At 28.9% G+C, this 16,644-nt stretch carries 19 protein-coding genes; 18 read left to right on the top strand and 1 reads right to left on the bottom strand.

Going from position 1 to position 16,644, the window contains the following annotated elements; genetic code table 11:
- The 10 genes from BFN48_RS07025 to BFN48_RS07070 all read left to right on the top strand — a co-directional run bounded on the left by BFN48_RS07025 (position 1) and on the right by BFN48_RS07070 (position 7,511).
- A complete protein-coding gene (locus BFN48_RS07025) occupies positions 1-696 on the top strand; it encodes a 5'-methylthioadenosine/adenosylhomocysteine nucleosidase (protein WP_069650192.1) in 696 nt (231 codons plus the stop codon).
- 19 nt (positions 697-715) lie between these two features.
- A complete protein-coding gene (locus BFN48_RS07030; RefSeq protein ID WP_069650193.1) occupies positions 716-1,528 on the top strand; it encodes a bifunctional 3-deoxy-7-phosphoheptulonate synthase/chorismate mutase in 813 nt (270 codons plus the stop codon).
- A gap of 120 nt (positions 1,529-1,648) precedes the next feature.
- Positions 1,649-1,831, top strand: coding sequence for a hypothetical protein (locus tag BFN48_RS07035; RefSeq protein WP_176718843.1), 183 nt, complete (start codon positions 1,649-1,651; stop codon positions 1,829-1,831).
- Positions 1,832-1,947: 116 nt separating this feature from the next.
- Complete coding sequence (locus tag BFN48_RS07040; RefSeq protein WP_069650195.1) at positions 1,948-2,223, top strand: DUF5665 domain-containing protein; 276 nt, start codon at positions 1,948-1,950, stop codon at positions 2,221-2,223.
- Between the two features lie 10 nt (positions 2,224-2,233).
- On the top strand, positions 2,234-2,911 hold the full coding sequence (locus BFN48_RS07045; RefSeq protein WP_069650196.1) for a TraR/DksA C4-type zinc finger protein: 678 nt from the start codon (positions 2,234-2,236) through the stop codon (positions 2,909-2,911).
- A 207-nt stretch (positions 2,912-3,118) separates the two neighbouring features.
- Positions 3,119-3,583: a signal peptidase II gene (gene lspA / locus BFN48_RS07050; protein ID WP_069650197.1), complete on the top strand. Its 465-nt coding sequence runs from the start codon at positions 3,119-3,121 to the stop codon at positions 3,581-3,583.
- Positions 3,584-3,587: 4 nt separating this feature from the next.
- On the top strand, positions 3,588-4,514 hold the full coding sequence (locus BFN48_RS07055) for an RluA family pseudouridine synthase (protein ID WP_069650198.1): 927 nt from the start codon (positions 3,588-3,590) through the stop codon (positions 4,512-4,514).
- A 144-nt stretch (positions 4,515-4,658) separates the two neighbouring features.
- Positions 4,659-5,195, top strand: coding sequence for a bifunctional pyr operon transcriptional regulator/uracil phosphoribosyltransferase PyrR (gene pyrR / locus BFN48_RS07060; protein ID WP_069650199.1), 537 nt, complete (start codon positions 4,659-4,661; stop codon positions 5,193-5,195).
- Between the two features lie 94 nt (positions 5,196-5,289).
- Positions 5,290-6,555: a uracil-xanthine permease family protein gene (locus BFN48_RS07065; RefSeq protein WP_069650200.1), complete on the top strand. Its 1,266-nt coding sequence runs from the start codon at positions 5,290-5,292 to the stop codon at positions 6,553-6,555.
- 104 nt (positions 6,556-6,659) lie between these two features.
- Complete coding sequence (locus tag BFN48_RS07070; RefSeq protein ID WP_069650201.1) at positions 6,660-7,511, top strand: phosphatase PAP2 family protein; 852 nt, start codon at positions 6,660-6,662, stop codon at positions 7,509-7,511.
- Between the two features lie 4 nt (positions 7,512-7,515).
- On the opposite strand, the gene BFN48_RS07075 is transcribed toward BFN48_RS07070, so the two are convergent.
- Complete coding sequence (locus BFN48_RS07075; protein WP_069650202.1) at positions 7,516-9,285, bottom strand: Rqc2 family fibronectin-binding protein; 1,770 nt, start codon at positions 9,283-9,285, stop codon at positions 7,516-7,518.
- Between the two features lie 195 nt (positions 9,286-9,480).
- Here BFN48_RS07075 and dapF point away from each other — a divergent pair, with 195 nt between their 5' ends.
- The 8 genes from dapF (at position 9,481) to def (ending at position 16,635) form a co-directional block, all read left to right on the top strand.
- Positions 9,481-10,314, top strand: a complete 834-nt coding sequence (gene dapF, locus BFN48_RS07080) for a diaminopimelate epimerase (RefSeq protein ID WP_069650203.1) — start codon at positions 9,481-9,483, stop codon at positions 10,312-10,314.
- A 70-nt stretch (positions 10,315-10,384) separates the two neighbouring features.
- The gene (locus BFN48_RS07085) at positions 10,385-11,266 is read left to right on the top strand and encodes a YicC/YloC family endoribonuclease (protein ID WP_069650204.1); all 882 of its coding nucleotides are present in this window, start codon (positions 10,385-10,387) and stop codon (positions 11,264-11,266) included.
- A gap of 12 nt (positions 11,267-11,278) precedes the next feature.
- Positions 11,279-11,551 carry an extracellular matrix/biofilm regulator RemA gene (gene remA, locus BFN48_RS07090; protein ID WP_054870349.1) on the top strand — a complete coding sequence of 91 codons (273 nt, stop codon included), beginning with the start codon at positions 11,279-11,281 and terminating at the stop codon, positions 11,549-11,551.
- A 13-nt stretch (positions 11,552-11,564) separates the two neighbouring features.
- Positions 11,565-12,170, top strand: a complete 606-nt coding sequence (gene gmk / locus BFN48_RS07095) for a guanylate kinase (protein WP_069650205.1) — start codon at positions 11,565-11,567, stop codon at positions 12,168-12,170.
- 1 nt (position 12,171) lies between these two features.
- On the top strand, positions 12,172-12,381 hold the full coding sequence (rpoZ, locus tag BFN48_RS07100; protein ID WP_069650206.1) for a DNA-directed RNA polymerase subunit omega: 210 nt from the start codon (positions 12,172-12,174) through the stop codon (positions 12,379-12,381).
- A 13-nt stretch (positions 12,382-12,394) separates the two neighbouring features.
- Positions 12,395-13,585 (top strand): bifunctional phosphopantothenoylcysteine decarboxylase/phosphopantothenate--cysteine ligase CoaBC, encoded by a 1,191-nt coding sequence (gene coaBC, locus BFN48_RS07105; RefSeq protein WP_069650207.1) that lies wholly within the window; start codon positions 12,395-12,397, stop codon positions 13,583-13,585.
- 104 nt (positions 13,586-13,689) lie between these two features.
- Positions 13,690-16,173 carry a primosomal protein N' gene (priA, locus tag BFN48_RS07110; protein ID WP_069650208.1) on the top strand — a complete coding sequence of 828 codons (2,484 nt, stop codon included), beginning with the start codon at positions 13,690-13,692 and terminating at the stop codon, positions 16,171-16,173.
- A 12-nt stretch (positions 16,174-16,185) separates the two neighbouring features.
- Positions 16,186-16,635 carry a peptide deformylase gene (def, locus tag BFN48_RS07115; protein WP_069650209.1) on the top strand — a complete coding sequence of 150 codons (450 nt, stop codon included), beginning with the start codon at positions 16,186-16,188 and terminating at the stop codon, positions 16,633-16,635.
- Positions 16,636-16,644: the final 9 nt, after the last annotated feature.

Below are 16,644 nucleotides of genomic sequence, written 5' to 3' on the forward strand. Positions count from 1 at the left end.
ATGAAAATTGGCATTATAGGCGCTATGGATGAAGAAATAAAGATTCTTAAAGACAAAATGAAAATAGATAAAGTTACAGAAAAGGCTAAAATGGAATTTTGTGAAGGGAAACTTAATGATAAAGATATTGTTTTAGTAAGATGTGGTATAGGAAAGGTAAATGCTGCAATTTGTACTCAGATATTAATTACATATTTTAATGTAGATTGTATTATAAATACTGGAGTTGCTGGTGCAATACATGATAGTTTGAATATTGGAGATATAGTTATTTCTACAGATGTAGTTCAGCATGATGTTGATGCAACAGGTTTTGGATACGAGTTAGGAGAAATTCCAAGATTAGACGAATATAAATTTAAAGCTGATGAAAGGTTAATAGATATAGCTAAAAAAGTAGCAGCTGAGGAACTTGTAGGACATAAGTTGTATGAAGGAAGAATACTAAGTGGAGATGTATTTGTGGCAAGTCCAGAGAAGAAAGATAAGTTATGGGAAATTTTCAAGGGCTATTGTGTCGAAATGGAAAGTGCAGCAATAGGGCAGACTTGTTACTTAAATAATATTCCTTTTGTTATTTTTAGAGCTATTTCAGATAAAGCTGATGGTTCGGCACATGTCAATTTTAACGAATTTGTTATTGAATCAGCTAAAAACTCTGCAGAAATTGTACAAAGAATTATAAGCCTCATATAACTATTATGGAGGAGTAATCATGGAATTACAATATATTGGCAAAAATCATGATGGTAAAAAAATTATAGATTTAGGTGATGGTATTAAAATTGGAGATGGAGATTTTTCAATTATTGCAGGACCATGTGCGGTTGAAAATGAAAAACAGATGGAATTAATTGGTGAAATGTTAAAGAGTTTAGAAATAAAATTGATTAGAGGTGGTGCTTTTAAACCGAGAACATCACCATATTCTTTTCAAGGCTTAGGGTTTGAGGGATTAAAAATTTTAAGAGAAATTGCTGTTAAATATAATTTAAAAGTTGTTTCTGAGATTATGGACCCTCGTGATTTAGAAAAAGCATTAGAATATATAGATATTATACAAATTGGCTCAAGGAATATGCAAAATTATTCTTTATTAAAAGAAGTAGGGAAATTAAATAAGCCTGTATTATTAAAACGAGGAATGACAGCAACAGTAAAAGAATGGTTAATGGCGGCTGAATATATTGCTTTAGAAGGTAATGATAATATTATACTATGTGAACGTGGTATTAGAACTTTTGAAAACTATACTAGAAATACGCTTGATTTGACAGTTGTGCCAATTCTGAAAACTTTAAGTAAATTACCAGTAATTGTAGATCCGAGTCATGGTACAGGTAGAAGGGATTTAGTTATTCCAATGACAAGAGGAGCTGTAGCAGTAGGAGCAGATGGTATAATGGTAGAAGTACATCCGAATCCTGCTGAAGCTTTATCTGATGGTTATCAGTCGCTTACTTTAGAACAATTGAAGATATTATGTAATGAAATTGAACAGATTAAAAAGTGTGTTAATAATTTATGATACTTAAAAAGGTAAGAACCAAAAATGGTTTTTGCCTTTTTTCTTTTTTAGATTTAAAGTAACTCCCTATAGAGTTTTACATAATATATAATAGGATATAATGATGGGAGTGGTAGTATGATGGATAAAATAAATAATTTAAATTCTGAAAATATTGATGTAAGTATAATAGAAAAAGAATGTCATAGGTATACAGATTATTTATTGTTTTTCTTTCTATTATTAGTTGAATTATGGGGTGGAGTATTCAAAAAGAATAGTCTTTTATTTTTCTATTTGTTGTTAGCTAGATATGGTCATTAATATAAGAATAAATTAGTTAAACAAGAATAATTTTGAAAAATTATTAATAAACTCTTATTGAAAAATTATAAATAATGTACAATAAAATTGGGTAAATTATTTGAAAGGAGATTATTATGCAAGAAAAAGAATTAGAAAAAAAGATACACGAGATAGCTCTGCAGCTTGAAAAGGCAAAAATAGCTGAATATGTTGATATTTTAAATAACAGAAGAAGATTATTATATATTAATTTTATTGGAGGATTAGCAAGAGGATTTGGAATGGCTGTTGGTTTTACAATATTAGGAGCATTTGTGATTTATCTATTACAGAAAATGATTTCTTGGAATTTGCCATTAATAGGTGATTTTATAGCAGATTTGGTAAAAATTGTACAAGAAAACTTGTAAGGAGGGTATGATGGACAAAAGAAGATTAGAGTATTTCAAAAAGTTACTCTTAGAAGAAAAAAATAAAATATTGGAAACAATAAGCAAAATGAATGAAAATGAGCCAAATACGTCTATGCAAGACTATTTTGACGAGCTATCAATGTATGACAATCATCCAGCGGATATTGGAACAGAGACATTTATGATGGGACAAATGATGAATCTAAAAAACAATGAACAGAATTTATTAATGCAAATCGAAGATTCATTAAATCGGATAGAAAACGGAACGTATGGAATTTGTGAAAAATGTGGTAAAAAAATAAATGAAGAAAGACTTGAGATAATACCTTATGCAAAGTTTTGCATTGAATGCGCAAATAGAGAAATTCCTTTAGAAAAAACGATGGATTATAGGCCTGTTGAAGAAGAAGTATTAGGATATCCTTTTGGAAGAAGTTATAAAGATGTAACTATAGAAGATGAAGTGGAATTTGACGGAGAAGATAGTTGGCAGGCAGTTGCTAGATTTAATGAAGTTAAAGGAGATCCATCATACAGTACAGGAGATAATCAAGGGGGATTCGATGAAAAAGAAGCAGGAATAGTAGAAGAAGTTGATAAAATATCAAATGAGTATTACAAAGGTCAGTTAAAGGATTTAAATAGAGAGGACATACCTGAAGAACAGAAAGAACAAGGTTAGGTGGACGCCTAACCTTTATTATTGGATTAGTCTTGTAAAATTGATAATAATATTTTACAATATTACATGGAACAAAATCTTCAAATTAAATAAATCAAGGAAGACTTTGTTGAAATCTATGAACGGAAATTATATTTTAATTTATTCATAAATTAATAAGGAATATAATTTCCTATGGATTATAAAAAAGTTATTGAGGAGGGGCAAATGTTTTATATAGTTACTATTATTCTTATTATGTTTGACCAATTAACTAAGCATTTAGCAGTTAAATTTTTATTGGGAAGAAGTCCAATTCCAATCATAAAAAATTATTTACAATTAAACTATGTTGAGAATTTTGGTGCAGCTTTTGGTATTTTGCAAAATAAACAATTATTTTTTATTTTCATTACTATTTCAGTACTAATTGGAATTATTATTTATGTCAAGAAATATACTAATCTTAGTAAACCAATGAAAATAGCTTTGACAATACTTTTTTCTGGTGCTCTAGGAAATCTTATAGACAGATTGCGTTTGGGTTACGTTATAGATTTTATAGATATTAAATTTGGAAAGTTATATGATTTTCCTGTATTTAACGTAGCAGATTGTTTAGTTGTTATTTCAACTATTATTATTGCATATTTAGTTTTGTATGATAAATATGAAATAAATGCGGAAGAGTGATTTTATGGAGATTATAGAACTAATTGTAGAAGATGATATAAGTGAAAGAATAGATTCATATTTGGCAAAAAAACTAGAGGAAGTGTCTAGATCATATATTAAGAAGCTTATTAAGGATGGGAACATAAAAGTTAATGATATGCAAATAAAACCTAAATATGTAGTTAATAAAGGGGATTTAATAACTATAAAATTACCAGAGCCTGAAGAGCTTGAGTTAATACCAGAGGATTTGCCAATAGAAATAGTTTATGAAGATGAAGATGTTGCTGTAGTAAATAAACCACAAGGTATGGTAGTACATCCTGCACCAGGGAATTATAGTGGAACTTTAGTTAATGCTTTACTTTTCCATCTAGAAAGTTTATCCACGATAAATGGAGTAGTAAGACCTGGAATTGTACATAGAATTGATAAAGATACTTCTGGACTTTTAATGATAGCAAAAAATGATTTCGCTCATATGGAGCTTTCTAAACAATTAAAAGAGCATTCAATAACAAGGATATATTATGCTTTAGTAGAAGGTAATATAAAAGAAGATAGTGGTACAATAAATGCTCCAATTGGGAGGCATCCTGTAGATAGAAAAAAAATGGCTGTTACAGATAGAAATAGTAAAAATGCGATTACACATTATAAAGTATTGGAAAGATTTGGACAATATACTTTGATTGAAGCAAAGTTAGAAACAGGAAGAACACACCAAATTAGAGTACATATGTCATATATAAAACATCCATTAGTTGGCGATCCAGTGTATGGGAGTAAAAAAAATAAATTTAAACAAGAAGGTCAATTATTACATGCTAAAGTTATAGGGTTTATTCATCCTCGCACTAAAAAATATATGGAATTTGATTCTGAATTACCTGATTATTTCAATAAAGTATTAAATATATTAAGAGGAAAAAATTATAGACACAATTAAATTATTATGATATAATCAGAAAAAAATAGTATCCTTTAAATCTGCCCAGAGAGGTTGATAAGGATTTACAATTTTTTTATTAGGGATTGTTGTAACTTCTTATCAACTGGATAAGAAGTTTTTTGTTTGTTAGGAGGTGAAAGTATGAAGACGAAGGCTGTTATAATGGATGAGAAAGCTATAATTAGAGCTACAACAAGGATTGCACATGAAATTATAGAAAAAAACAAAGGAGTAGAAGACTTAGTACTTGTAGGTATTAAAACTAGAGGAATTCCTTTTGCAAAAAGATTAGCAAAGAAAATTTTTGAAATAGAGGGTAAAGAAGTTCCTGTTTTAACATTAGATATTACTTTGTATAGAGATGATTTAACTGAAATAGATGTAAATCCTGTTGTCGAAATTACTGAGTTTGAATCTGATATAACTGGTAAAATTGTCGTATTAGTTGATGACGTGCTATATACAGGTAGGACTGTAAGAGCAGCGTTAGATGCACTTGTAGATAAGGGAAGACCAAAGAAAGTACAATTAGCAGTACTTATAGATAGAGGACATAGAGAATTACCGATAAGACCAGATTTTGTTGGAAAAAATGTTCCTACATCAAAGTTAGAGGTAGTAAGCGTCAAATTTGAAGAAGTAGATGGTGTTAATAAAGTTTTAATCGTTGAAAGGTAATATAATTAAATATATTAACCTTTTAATTCAGTCCAGTGAGGCTGAAAAAGGGAGATAGAGTTATCTCCCACAATAAAAAAAGGGAGGTATTTTTATGTTCAAAAGTGTACCAGAAAGTAAGAAGGAAAAAGAAAAACTAAAAAGGCTAGGAAGAAAGGGTGTTTTAGGGCTTCAGCATGTTATTGCGATGTTTGGAGCTACAGTATTAGTGCCAATACTTACAGGCTTAAATCCAGCTGTTGCATTGTTTTCAGCAGGGGTCGGCACATTAATATTTCATTTTGTAACTAAAGGTAAAGTACCAGTTTTTCTAGGGTCTAGTTTTGCTTTTATTCCTGTAATAAATGCGGTTGCAAACCAGTATGGAGATGTTAGATATGCACAAGGTGGTATTATAGCAGCAGGTGCATTATATTTAATTCTTTCAATACTTATATATGTTTATGGAGTAGATAAGATAAAAAGCTTTTTTCCACCTGTTGTAACAGGCCCGATGATTATAGTTATTGGATTGATTTTGAGTCCTGTAGCTATACAAATGGCTTCAAAAAATTGGTTGGTAGCTTCTGTTGTAGTATTTACTGTTATAGGGGTTTCAATTTTTTCTAAAGGATTTTTCAAAGTAATACCTATATTATGTGGAGTTGTAGTTGGATATATTTTCTCAGCCATTATTGGTATAATAGATTTTAAACCTATAGTAAATGCTAGTATAATAAGCGTGCCACAATTTACATCACCTAAATTTAGTATTAGTGCTATAGCAATGATTGCTCCGATAGTTCTAGCAGTTTTTATGGAGCATATAGGAGATATAACTACTAATGGTGCAGTAGTCGGTAAAAATTTCTTTGAAGATCCAGGACTTCACAGAACACTATTAGGAGATGGTTTAGCAACTATGTTTGCAGGTTTTGTAGGTGGGCCAGCAAATACAACGTATGGTGAAAATACAAGTGTATTAGCTGTAACTAGGGTATATGACCCATCAATTTTAAGGCTTGCAGCTTTTATAGCTATAGGATTAAGTTTTATAGGAAAGTTAGGTGCAATACTTCAAACTATACCTGAACCAGTAATGGGTGGAGTAAGTTTGATACTATTTGGTATGATTGCAAGTGTTGGAATAAGAACAATAACAAATGCAGAAGTAGATTTTTCAAGCAATAGAAATCTGATAGTATCATCTTTAATATTAGTTGCAGGAATAGGTACTGAGTTTTTAAGATCAAATCCAAGTTTTACAGGTGTTATAGGAATTAAAATAACAGATAATATACAGATAGTTGGTTTGAGTTTAGCAGCTTTAATTGGAATAATAGTAAATAAAATATTACCTGAAACTGTTGTAGAGGAGTAGCAAAATGCTACTCCTTTTTATGTGTAATATTTTTTATACAACTGGCATATAATGAAAAAGAATTTTGTAATCAACTGTTAAAAATAAATTAAAGTGGTGATTTTATGGGGATTAGGATTTTACTTTTTTTTCAAGAAATAAGCAATCCAATTTTAGATAAAATATTTATTTTTATAACTAATCTTGGCAGTGAGGCTTTTTATTTAATGTTTATTGCTTATATTTATTGGTGTATAAATAAAAAATTTGGAATAAAACTTTTTTCTGTGTTAGCTGTATCAATTTATAGTAATAATTTATTGAAGGTAATATTTCATACAGGCAGACCATTTTTACATAGTGAAATCCAAACACCCTATATACAATCTGCACCAGGAAATTCATTCCCTAGTGGACATACGCAAGGCTCTACTACATTTTGGTATTATATGATGAAAAAAGTTAGAAAAAAAATCATTTATATTATTGGATGGATTGTAATTATTTTAGTTGGTATTTCAAGGCTTTATTTGCGAGTACATTGGCCTATAGATGTAATCGGAGGATTAATATTAGGGATTTTAATTGTTTGGTTATTTCAATCAATATTAGATTATTTAAAAAAGCATGATAGTAAGCTAATAAATATAGGATTAATTACAATGTTAGTTTTGATGCATTTTTTTGCAATAACAGAAAGCAATATAAAAATGACGGCTTTACTTTCTGGTACTTTACTGGGTAGTTTTTTAGAAACTAAATACATAAATTTTAATGAATACAATTCATTTTTAAATCAGTTAGTAAAATATTTAATTGGACTTTTGTCTATATTGTTAATTAGAAGCTTATTTTTCACAATACTACCTATGAATATTTATTTTGTGTATTTAGGACACTTTATACTTGGAATATGTTTAACATTAGTGGTGCCATTATTATTTGTTATATTAGGGTTGGCTAGAAAAAAAGGATAGAATTTTATTCTACCCTTTTAATTTTATTTATTTCTTCAATTTTAGGCGTTACATATAAAGTATTATTATTTACATAAATCACCATACCTGGTTTAGAACCTTTTGGTTTTTTGACATATTTTCTCTCTGTATAATCAACAGGTACATTGCTTGACATTTTACCTTTACTATAATAAGCAGCTAATAAAGCAGCTTCTAAAATAGTTTCTTCTGGCACATTTTCTCCTTTAGATTTAACAATAACATGTGATCCAGGAATATCTTTTGTGTGAAGCCAAATATCATTTTTTTCAGCAAATTTTAAAGTTAAATAATCATTTTGTTTATTATTTTTACCTACATAGATATCATAGCCATCTGAAGAAATAAAATGATAAGGCTTAGATATAATTTTATTTGACTTTTTATTATTTTTATTACTACCTTTAATATATCCTTCTTTTATCAATTCATCTCTGATTTCTTCTAATTCATGGATATTAGAAGAATTCTCCATGCAAACTATGATGTTTTCTAAATATTTAATTTCTTCTTCAGCTTTATATATTTGTTCTTGTAAAGTTTTTTCTGCAACTTTAAGCTTATTATATCTTTTATAATATTTTTGCGCATTCTGTGCAGGAGTTAATTTAGGGTCTAATTTTATCTTTACTATTGAATAGTCTGGAGAATAGAAGTTTTCTAGCTCTACTTCATTTTGACCTTTTTCTATTCTATATATATTAGCTGTAATTAAATCGCCATAGATTTTGTATTTATCTTTAGATTTAGCTTCAAGTAATTCTTCTTTCAGCTTCGCAAGTTTAGTTATATTTCTTTCTAGTTTAGTATTTATAACTTTTCTAAGGTCACTAGATTTTTGTTTTAACCTATCTAATTTATCTCTAGTTAAATAGAATTCTTCTAAGGTTTGACTAATAGAAGAAAAATTTTTCTTTGTTAAATTTTTATATTGTGTTATATCGATAGATGAAAAAGCAACAACTTTATCTTTTTTGGTATCAATAATGATATTTGGAGTGAAGATATCTTTCTTTACTAAATCCATGATATACATGAATTCTCTTAACAGATTATTTATTTGAATTTCATCTAATTCACCTATTTTTGTACTGTCATCAATTTTAGCTCTATAACATATTTCTTTTGCGATTAATGGGCTTATTCCCATATAGTTTTTATATAAAAATTTGTAAGTTAATTCTCCTAGATTATTATTATTAATATTTTGTATAAAAGATTTTTCATCTATAGAAATTGGATTAATCTTATCTTGAGAAGGTGCTTGTGTATACTCGCAACCAGGCAGTACAATTCTTTTTGAGCTTATATCTGCACTAATCCTTTTAATTGCATCAATGATTCTATTGTTGTTTTTATCTACTAAAATGATATTACTATGTCTTCCCATTATTTCAACAATAAGTTGTTTTACTGACTTTACACCTAATTCATCTAAAGACTCTACTTCTATAACAATTATTCTTTCTAAAAAAGGCTGATAAATATTAATAATTCTTCCACTATGAAGATGTTTTCTAAGAAGCATACAAAACATAGGAGGATTAATAGGATTTTGCTTTGTGTGCTGAGTCAAATAGATTCTAGGATTATTACTGCTAGCTGAAATCAATAGTTTATAGTTTTTACTACTTCTAATATTTATTAGGATTTCATCTTTTTCAGGTTGATATATTTTATCAATTTTTCCAAAAAGAATTGTTTGTTTTAACTCGTTAATAATTGCTTTTATTACGATACCGTCTAGAGCCATATCAATTCCTCCACTTTATATGATAATATAAAGTATAACATTAAAAAAACTAAATATCAAAGTTTGCAATGTATAAGATTAATTTATTTAAATCGAAGATTTTGTTCTATTAAATTATTGTAACAATTTAAAGGTAAAAAGTCGAATTAGTAATATAATAATAATAGACTGCGGATTGTGTATGGAGGGATATTTATGCTTGAATTCACAAAAATGCATGGACTAGGGAATGATTTTATTATATTTGACAGTACGAAGCAAGAGTTACCAAACCATAATGAATTAGCAAAAAAGGTTTGTGATAGACATTTTGGAATAGGTGCAGATGGAATGATAGTAGTAGAACATTCGTCTAATTCAGATATTAAGATGCTTTTTTACAATGCTGATGGTTCGCAAGCTCCAATGTGTGGAAATGGTATTAGATGTTTTGCTAAATATGTTTTTGATAAAAGGCTAGTTACAAATAAGGAATTTGATGTTGAGACATTAGCAGGAATAATGAGACCTAGAATTACATCATCTGAAGAGAAAATTAGCTTTGTGGAAGTAAATTTAGGAAAAGCTTACTTTTCATCCAAAATAATACATGCGAATACTGATAAAGAAAAAATATTAAATGAAAGTATTGAAATTGATGGCGATACTTTTAGAATTTCAGCAGTTGTGGTTGGTAGTGTTCATGCTGTTATATTTGTCGATGATCTAGATAAAATAGATATAAATGCTATAGGCTACAAAATAGAAAATCATCAGTTGTTTCCAAACAAGATCAATGTAAATTTTTGCAAAATAATTGATGATGCTAATTTACAGGTATTAACTTGGGAAAGAGGAGTAGGACAAACACTTGCTTGTGGAACTGGTGCTGCATCTGCAGCTGTTATAAGTAATATATTACATAATACTTCTAAGAAAGTTAATGTTCATTTGTTAGGTGGTACAGTTGAAATAGAACAAAGGGACAATGAAGTTTTCATGACTGGTCCAGCTGAAGTTATTTGTCAAGGAGTTTATTATGAGAAGTAGTAATTGATATAGATTGACAACAGTGTAATTTATGGTAAAATTGATTATAATAACTTAGGAGGATGATACAGTGATTAAAAGCATGACTGGCTTTGGACGAGGTGAGAGTAGAGATAACGTAAGGCATTTTGTTGTAGAAATAAAATCAGTAAATCATAGATATAATGATATAATAATAAAAATGCCTAAACATTTGAATTATATAGAAGATAGAATAAGAAAGCATATAAAAAGTAAGATAAGTAGAGGAAGGATTGAAGTTTACATAAATTTAGAATATATAGATGAAAGTGGAATAAAAGTACAAGTCGATTTGCCTTTAGCGAAGTCATATAAAGAAGCAGTTGAAAACCTTAATGAGAAATTGTATATAAATGATAAAATAACAATTGATTTAATAGCTAAATTTCCAGATGTGATAAGAGTTGAAAAGAAAGAAGATGATGAAGATGAAGTTTGGTCTTGTTTGAAATATGGTCTTGAAGAAGCTCTTAATAAATTAATTGAAATGAGAATTCGAGAAGGTCAAGAGCTAGCTAAAGATATAAGGTTAAGAGCGAAAAATATTATAGATATAGTAAAAACTATAGAGGCTAGAAGTCCTGAAGTTGTTTTAGAATATAGAAATAAATTAAAAAATAGAATAGAAGAGTTGTTAGGAGATAGTTATGAGTTAGATGAAAGTAGACTTGCAAATGAAGTGGCTTTTTTTGCGGATAAAAGCAATATAGATGAAGAAATAGTAAGGCTTTATAGTCATGTTAATCAATTGGTTTCGACACTTGATGCAGATGTGCCAGTTGGTAGAAGATTAGATTTTTTAATTCAGGAGATGAATAGAGAAGCTAATACTATAGGGTCAAAAGCTTCTGATATTGTTATAACAAACAAAGTAGTAGAATTAAAAAGTGAAATTGAGAAAATAAGAGAACAAATTCAGAATATCGAGTAGAGGAGGATTTTTATGAGTATTACGTTAATAAATATAGGATTTGGAAATATAGTTTCAGCTAATAGAATTGTTGCAATTGTAAGTCCTGAATCAGCTCCAATTAAGAGAATAATACAGGAAGCTAGAGAAAGAGGAATGCTTATTGACGCAACTTATGGAAGAAGGACTAGAGCTGTAATTATTACAGATTCTGATCATATAATTTTATCTGCTGTTCAGCCAGAAACAGTTGCTCATAGACTAGAAAATAGAGAGGCACATGATGTAGATTCGATTAAGGAATAGAGAGGAGTAGACTATGAGTAAGGGATTATTGATAGTTATATCTGGACCTTCAGGAGCTGGAAAAGGTACTATATGTAAAGAGTTGTTAAGACGTAATAAGGATATAAATCTGTCTATATCAGCTACAACTAGAAAGCCGAGAAATGGCGAAATTGATGGAGTGAACTATTTTTTTATTACAAAAGAAGACTTTGAAGAAATGATTAGAAAAGAAGAATTTTTGGAATATGCGAATGTTTATGGGAATTATTATGGTACACCTAAAAAATTTGTATTAGATAAATTAGATGAGGGTAAAGATGTATTGCTAGAGATTGATATACAAGGTGCTTTGTCAGTAAAAAAGATATATCCTGATGGAGTTTTTATATTTATTTTACCACCTTCAATGGAAGAGTTAAGACAGAGGATTGAAAAAAGAGGTACAGAAACAGAAGAGTCTTTGAAAACTAGATTTAATAGTGCATATAAGGAGATAGCATATGTAAATGAATATGAGTATGCTGTTGTAAATGATGAAGTAGATAATGCTGTTTCAAAAATAGAATTTATAATTGAGGCAGAAAAATGTAAAGTCAAAAGACTTGGAGAAATAATAAAAAAATATGAGGAGGTATAGTATGTTATATCCTTCAGTTAATGACTTATTAAAGAAAGTAGACAGTAGATATACTTTAGTAATGATGATATCAAAAAGAGCAAGACAAATTGTAGATGGTGATGAACCATTAGTAAATACAGATTCGAATAAGCCGGTTACAATTGCTGTTCATGAAATTTATCAAGACAAAGTTGAATATTCAAGACCAGATATAAAGGGCATTAAATAACGGAGGGATGATATTGCTTTCGAATATTAATGTAGTTTTAGGTGTAACAGGTGGAATAGCAGCTTATAAAGCTGTAGATGTGGTTAGTAGATTGAAAAAATTAGGTGCAAATGTAGATGTAATTATGACAAAATCAGCTACGAAATTTGTTACACCTTTAACATTTCAATCATTATCACAGAATTTTGTAACTGTTGATATGTTTGCTGAACCAAAAAAATGGGAAGTTGAGCATATTTCATTAGCACAGAAAGCCGATATTTTTTTGGTAGCTCCTGCTACTGCTAATGTTATAGGTAAAGTAGCTAATGGGATTGCTGACGATATGTTAACTACGACTATTATGGCTACTAGGGCAAAAGTAATTTTTGCACCGGCTATGAATACAAATATGTATAGAAATCCAATATTTAAAGAGAATATGGAAAAATTGAAAAGCCTAGGTTATGAGTTTATTAAACCTGCTTCAGGAAGATTAGCATGTGGAGATTATGGTGAAGGTAAAATGGCAGAGCCTGCAGATATTGTCGAATATATAAAAATGCATTTTGCAAAGAAGACCTTATTAGATAAGAAAGTTATTGTAACAGCAGGACCTACTATTGAGAGAATAGATCCTGTTAGATATATAACTAATTTTTCAAGTGGTAAAATGGGATATGCTGTAGCTATTGAAGCTAAGAGAAGGGGAGCAGATGTAATTCTTATAAGTGGACCAACTAATTTGGACAAACCAGAAGGTATTAAAGTAGTAAGTATAAATACAACGATGGAGATGTTAAAAGCAGTTGAAGAGTATTTTGATGAGACTGATGTATTAATAAAAGCAGCAGCTCCATTAGATTATAGACCAGAAGTTGTGAGTGATAAAAAGATAAAAAAACAAGATGGAAGTCTTAATATTAAATTTGTTAGAAATCCGGATATCTTAGCTCATTTTGGTAAGCTAAAGAAAAAACAGATATTGGTAGGATTTGCTGCAGAAACAAATGATGTAATAGAAAATGCTATAAAGAAAATAAAAATTAAAAATTTAGATTTTATTGTAGCTAATGATGTTACAATGAAAAATGCAGGTTTTAGAAGTAATACTAACATTGCTACAATAATTGATAAGGAAGGTCATACATATAACTATCCACAGATGTCAAAAGAAGAATTAGCAAAAATAATTCTTGATAAAGTAGAAGAATTGTTGTCATGATATGTATTTAAGCTAGGTATTAGCTGAAAGCTATTTATCTAGCTTTTATCCATTATATTATTTATATATTTTCTTTTATTTTCTTTTTTTGAAAGGTTGATTATATGCATAAAAACAAATATGCTTTAATTGTGGTTGATAATACAAGTGCAAATACTGATAAAGTATTTACTTATGTCATTCCTGAAGAAATAATTAACTATGTAGAAGTAGGAAAAAGAGTTTTGGTACCTTTTGGTAAAGGCAATAGGTTATTAGAGGGACTAGTAATTGAGATAGTAGACGATATAGATTTTATTCCTAATAAATTGAAATCAATTAAGAAAGTAATTGATGATACGCCAATAATCTCAAAGAAGCTTATAGAACTTGGATTATGGATGAAGGATAAATATCTAGCTCAGTATATAGAAGTATTTAAGACAATAACTCCAACTGGTATTAGTAATAAAGTTATAAAATATATTAAAATTACAGAAAAATGTAAATATGCTTATAAAGGGAGCTTAGATGAAAAACAGAAAAAAATAATTGAATATTTATTTGAGTTAAAAGAATGTGAATTAAGTAAGTTAAAAGCTGACCTGCGTATAAAAAATATTAATATACATATAAAAGCATTAGAAGATAAAGGACTAATAGAATTATTTGATAAAATCAATACTGGTATAGGTAAGAAATATGAAAAGTTTGTAAAAAGGATTTTTGATAAAGATAAAACTACGGAAATAATAGATTCTTTAAGTAAGAATGCAGTTAAGCAAATTGAAGTAATAAAAATACTAAATGATGTAGAGTATATAAAATTGAAAGAATTAATGCTAAAGGCTAACTGCAGTTATTCTACTATTAAATCTTTATATTCAAAAGGACTAATTGAAATATTGGATATTAATGTCGATAGAAGTCCAATTAAAGAATATATTCCACCTTACAAGAAGGTAAGTTTAACTGAGTATCAGAAATTATGCTTAGATACTATTATTAATGATATATCTAAAGGTAATATAAATAAATTTTTGATACACGGCGTTACTGGTAGTGGAAAAACTGAGGTCTATTTGCAACTGATTGAGAAAATGCTAAGTCAAGATAAAGATTCAATTGTTTTAGTGCCAGAAATTTCTTTAACACCGCAAACTGTAGAGAGATTTGTAGGTAGATTTGGAAATAAGGTAGCAATTTTGCATAGTAGACTTTCTATTGGAGAAAGGTATGATGAGTGGAGAAAGATTAAGGAAGGTAAGGTTAAGATAGTTGTAGGAGCTAGGTCAGCTGTATTTGCACCTTTTAATAACTTAGGGTTAATAATTATTGATGAGGAGCATGAAAATAGTTATAAATCTAGTATGAATCCAAAGTATAGTGCTATAGAAGTAGCAGAGAAAAGATGTGATTTAGAAAATGCTGCTTTAGTTTTAGGGTCTGCGACTCCTTCGATTGAAACTTATTACAGAGCTAAAAATGGTGATCTTAAGCTGCTAGAGATGCCTACTAGAGTAAACAAAACTAAAATGCCAAGTATTGAAATTGTTGATATGAAGAAAGAGCTTGAAAAAGGTAATAAATCGATACTCAGTGAGGCTTTATTTAAGGCAATAAAAGACAATCTGCATAATAAAAAACAAACGATTTTGTTTTTGAACAGAAGAGGGTTTTCAACTTTTATATCTTGTAGAAAATGTGGGTATGTTGTTAAATGTTCAGAATGTGATATTTCAATGACTTATCATTTAGATAATAATGTTTTAAAGTGCCATTATTGTGGATTATCTGTTAAACCGCCAATTACTTGTCCTGAGTGTGGCAGTAGATATATAAAATACTTTGGAATAGGAACACAAAAAGTTGAAGAATATATTAAAAAAATATTTCCATCAGCTAAAGTGGCTAGGATGGATGTTGATAATACAACTAAAAAAGGTAGCCATGAAAGAATTTTAAATGATGTGAAAAACGGAGAAGTAGATATTTTAATAGGAACACAAATGATTTCGAAAGGGTTAGATTTTCCAAATGTAACTTTAGTTGGGATAATAGCTGCAGATATAAGTTTAAATTTGCCAGATTTTAGAGCATCAGAAAGGACTTTTCAATTAGTTACTCAGGTGAGCGGTAGAGCAGGTAGGGGTGATGTAGAGGGTAAAGTTATATTACAGACTTATGAACCTGAGCACTATAGTATTTTGGCATCAAAAGAACATAATTATAAGAAGTTTTATGACATGGAAATAAAAATAAGAAAAGAATTTAATTATCCACCTTATACAAGTATTATAAATATTGTATTAGGGAGTAAGGATGAGATTAAACTTAAAGAAGTATCTAAAGAGTTTTATTTTTGCTTAGTAAATGCATTGGAGAGAAGTTTTAGGAAAGTACGAGATGATTTAATCTTAGGTCCAAATCCAGCACCAATTTATAAAATAAGAAATAACTATCGTTATCAAATTATGATAAAATGTAGAGATGAAGAAATACAAATTGTTAAGAAAATACTTAAAGATCTAGTTATTAATAAAAAAAATGATAAGAAATTTAGGAATATAAAAATTAGTATTGATATAAATCCAACAAGTATAATTTAGGAGGGTGATATTATGGCAATTCGTCAATTAAGATATATAGGTGACCCAATCCTTAGAAAAAAGTCAAGAGAAGTAGCCAAAATTGATGAGAGAATAAAAGTATTATTAGATGATATGTTAGAAACAATGTATAAAAATGAAGGAGTAGGGTTGGCAGCACCGCAGGTAGGAATTTTAAAAAGAGTAGTTGTTATAGATATTGGTGAAGGGCCTATTAAATTAATCAATCCAGAAATTATATCAATGGAAGGTGAAGTTATCGATGTAGAAGGATGCTTAAGTGTTCCAGGAGAATCTGGAGAAGTTAAAAGACCTAATAAAGTTAAAGTTAAATATTTAGATGAGAACGGAAAAGAGTTAATGATTGAAGGAACAGGTCTTTTAGCTAGAGCTTTATGTCATGAAATAGATCATTTAAATGGTGTTTTATTTGTTGATAAAGTTATCCAAAAAAACAGATAGAGGTGTTAG

Origin of the sequence: Caloranaerobacter ferrireducens, from assembly GCF_001730685.1 — a bacterium.
In the GTDB taxonomy this organism is placed as follows: Bacteria; Bacillota; Clostridia; order Tissierellales; family Thermohalobacteraceae; genus Caloranaerobacter; species Caloranaerobacter ferrireducens.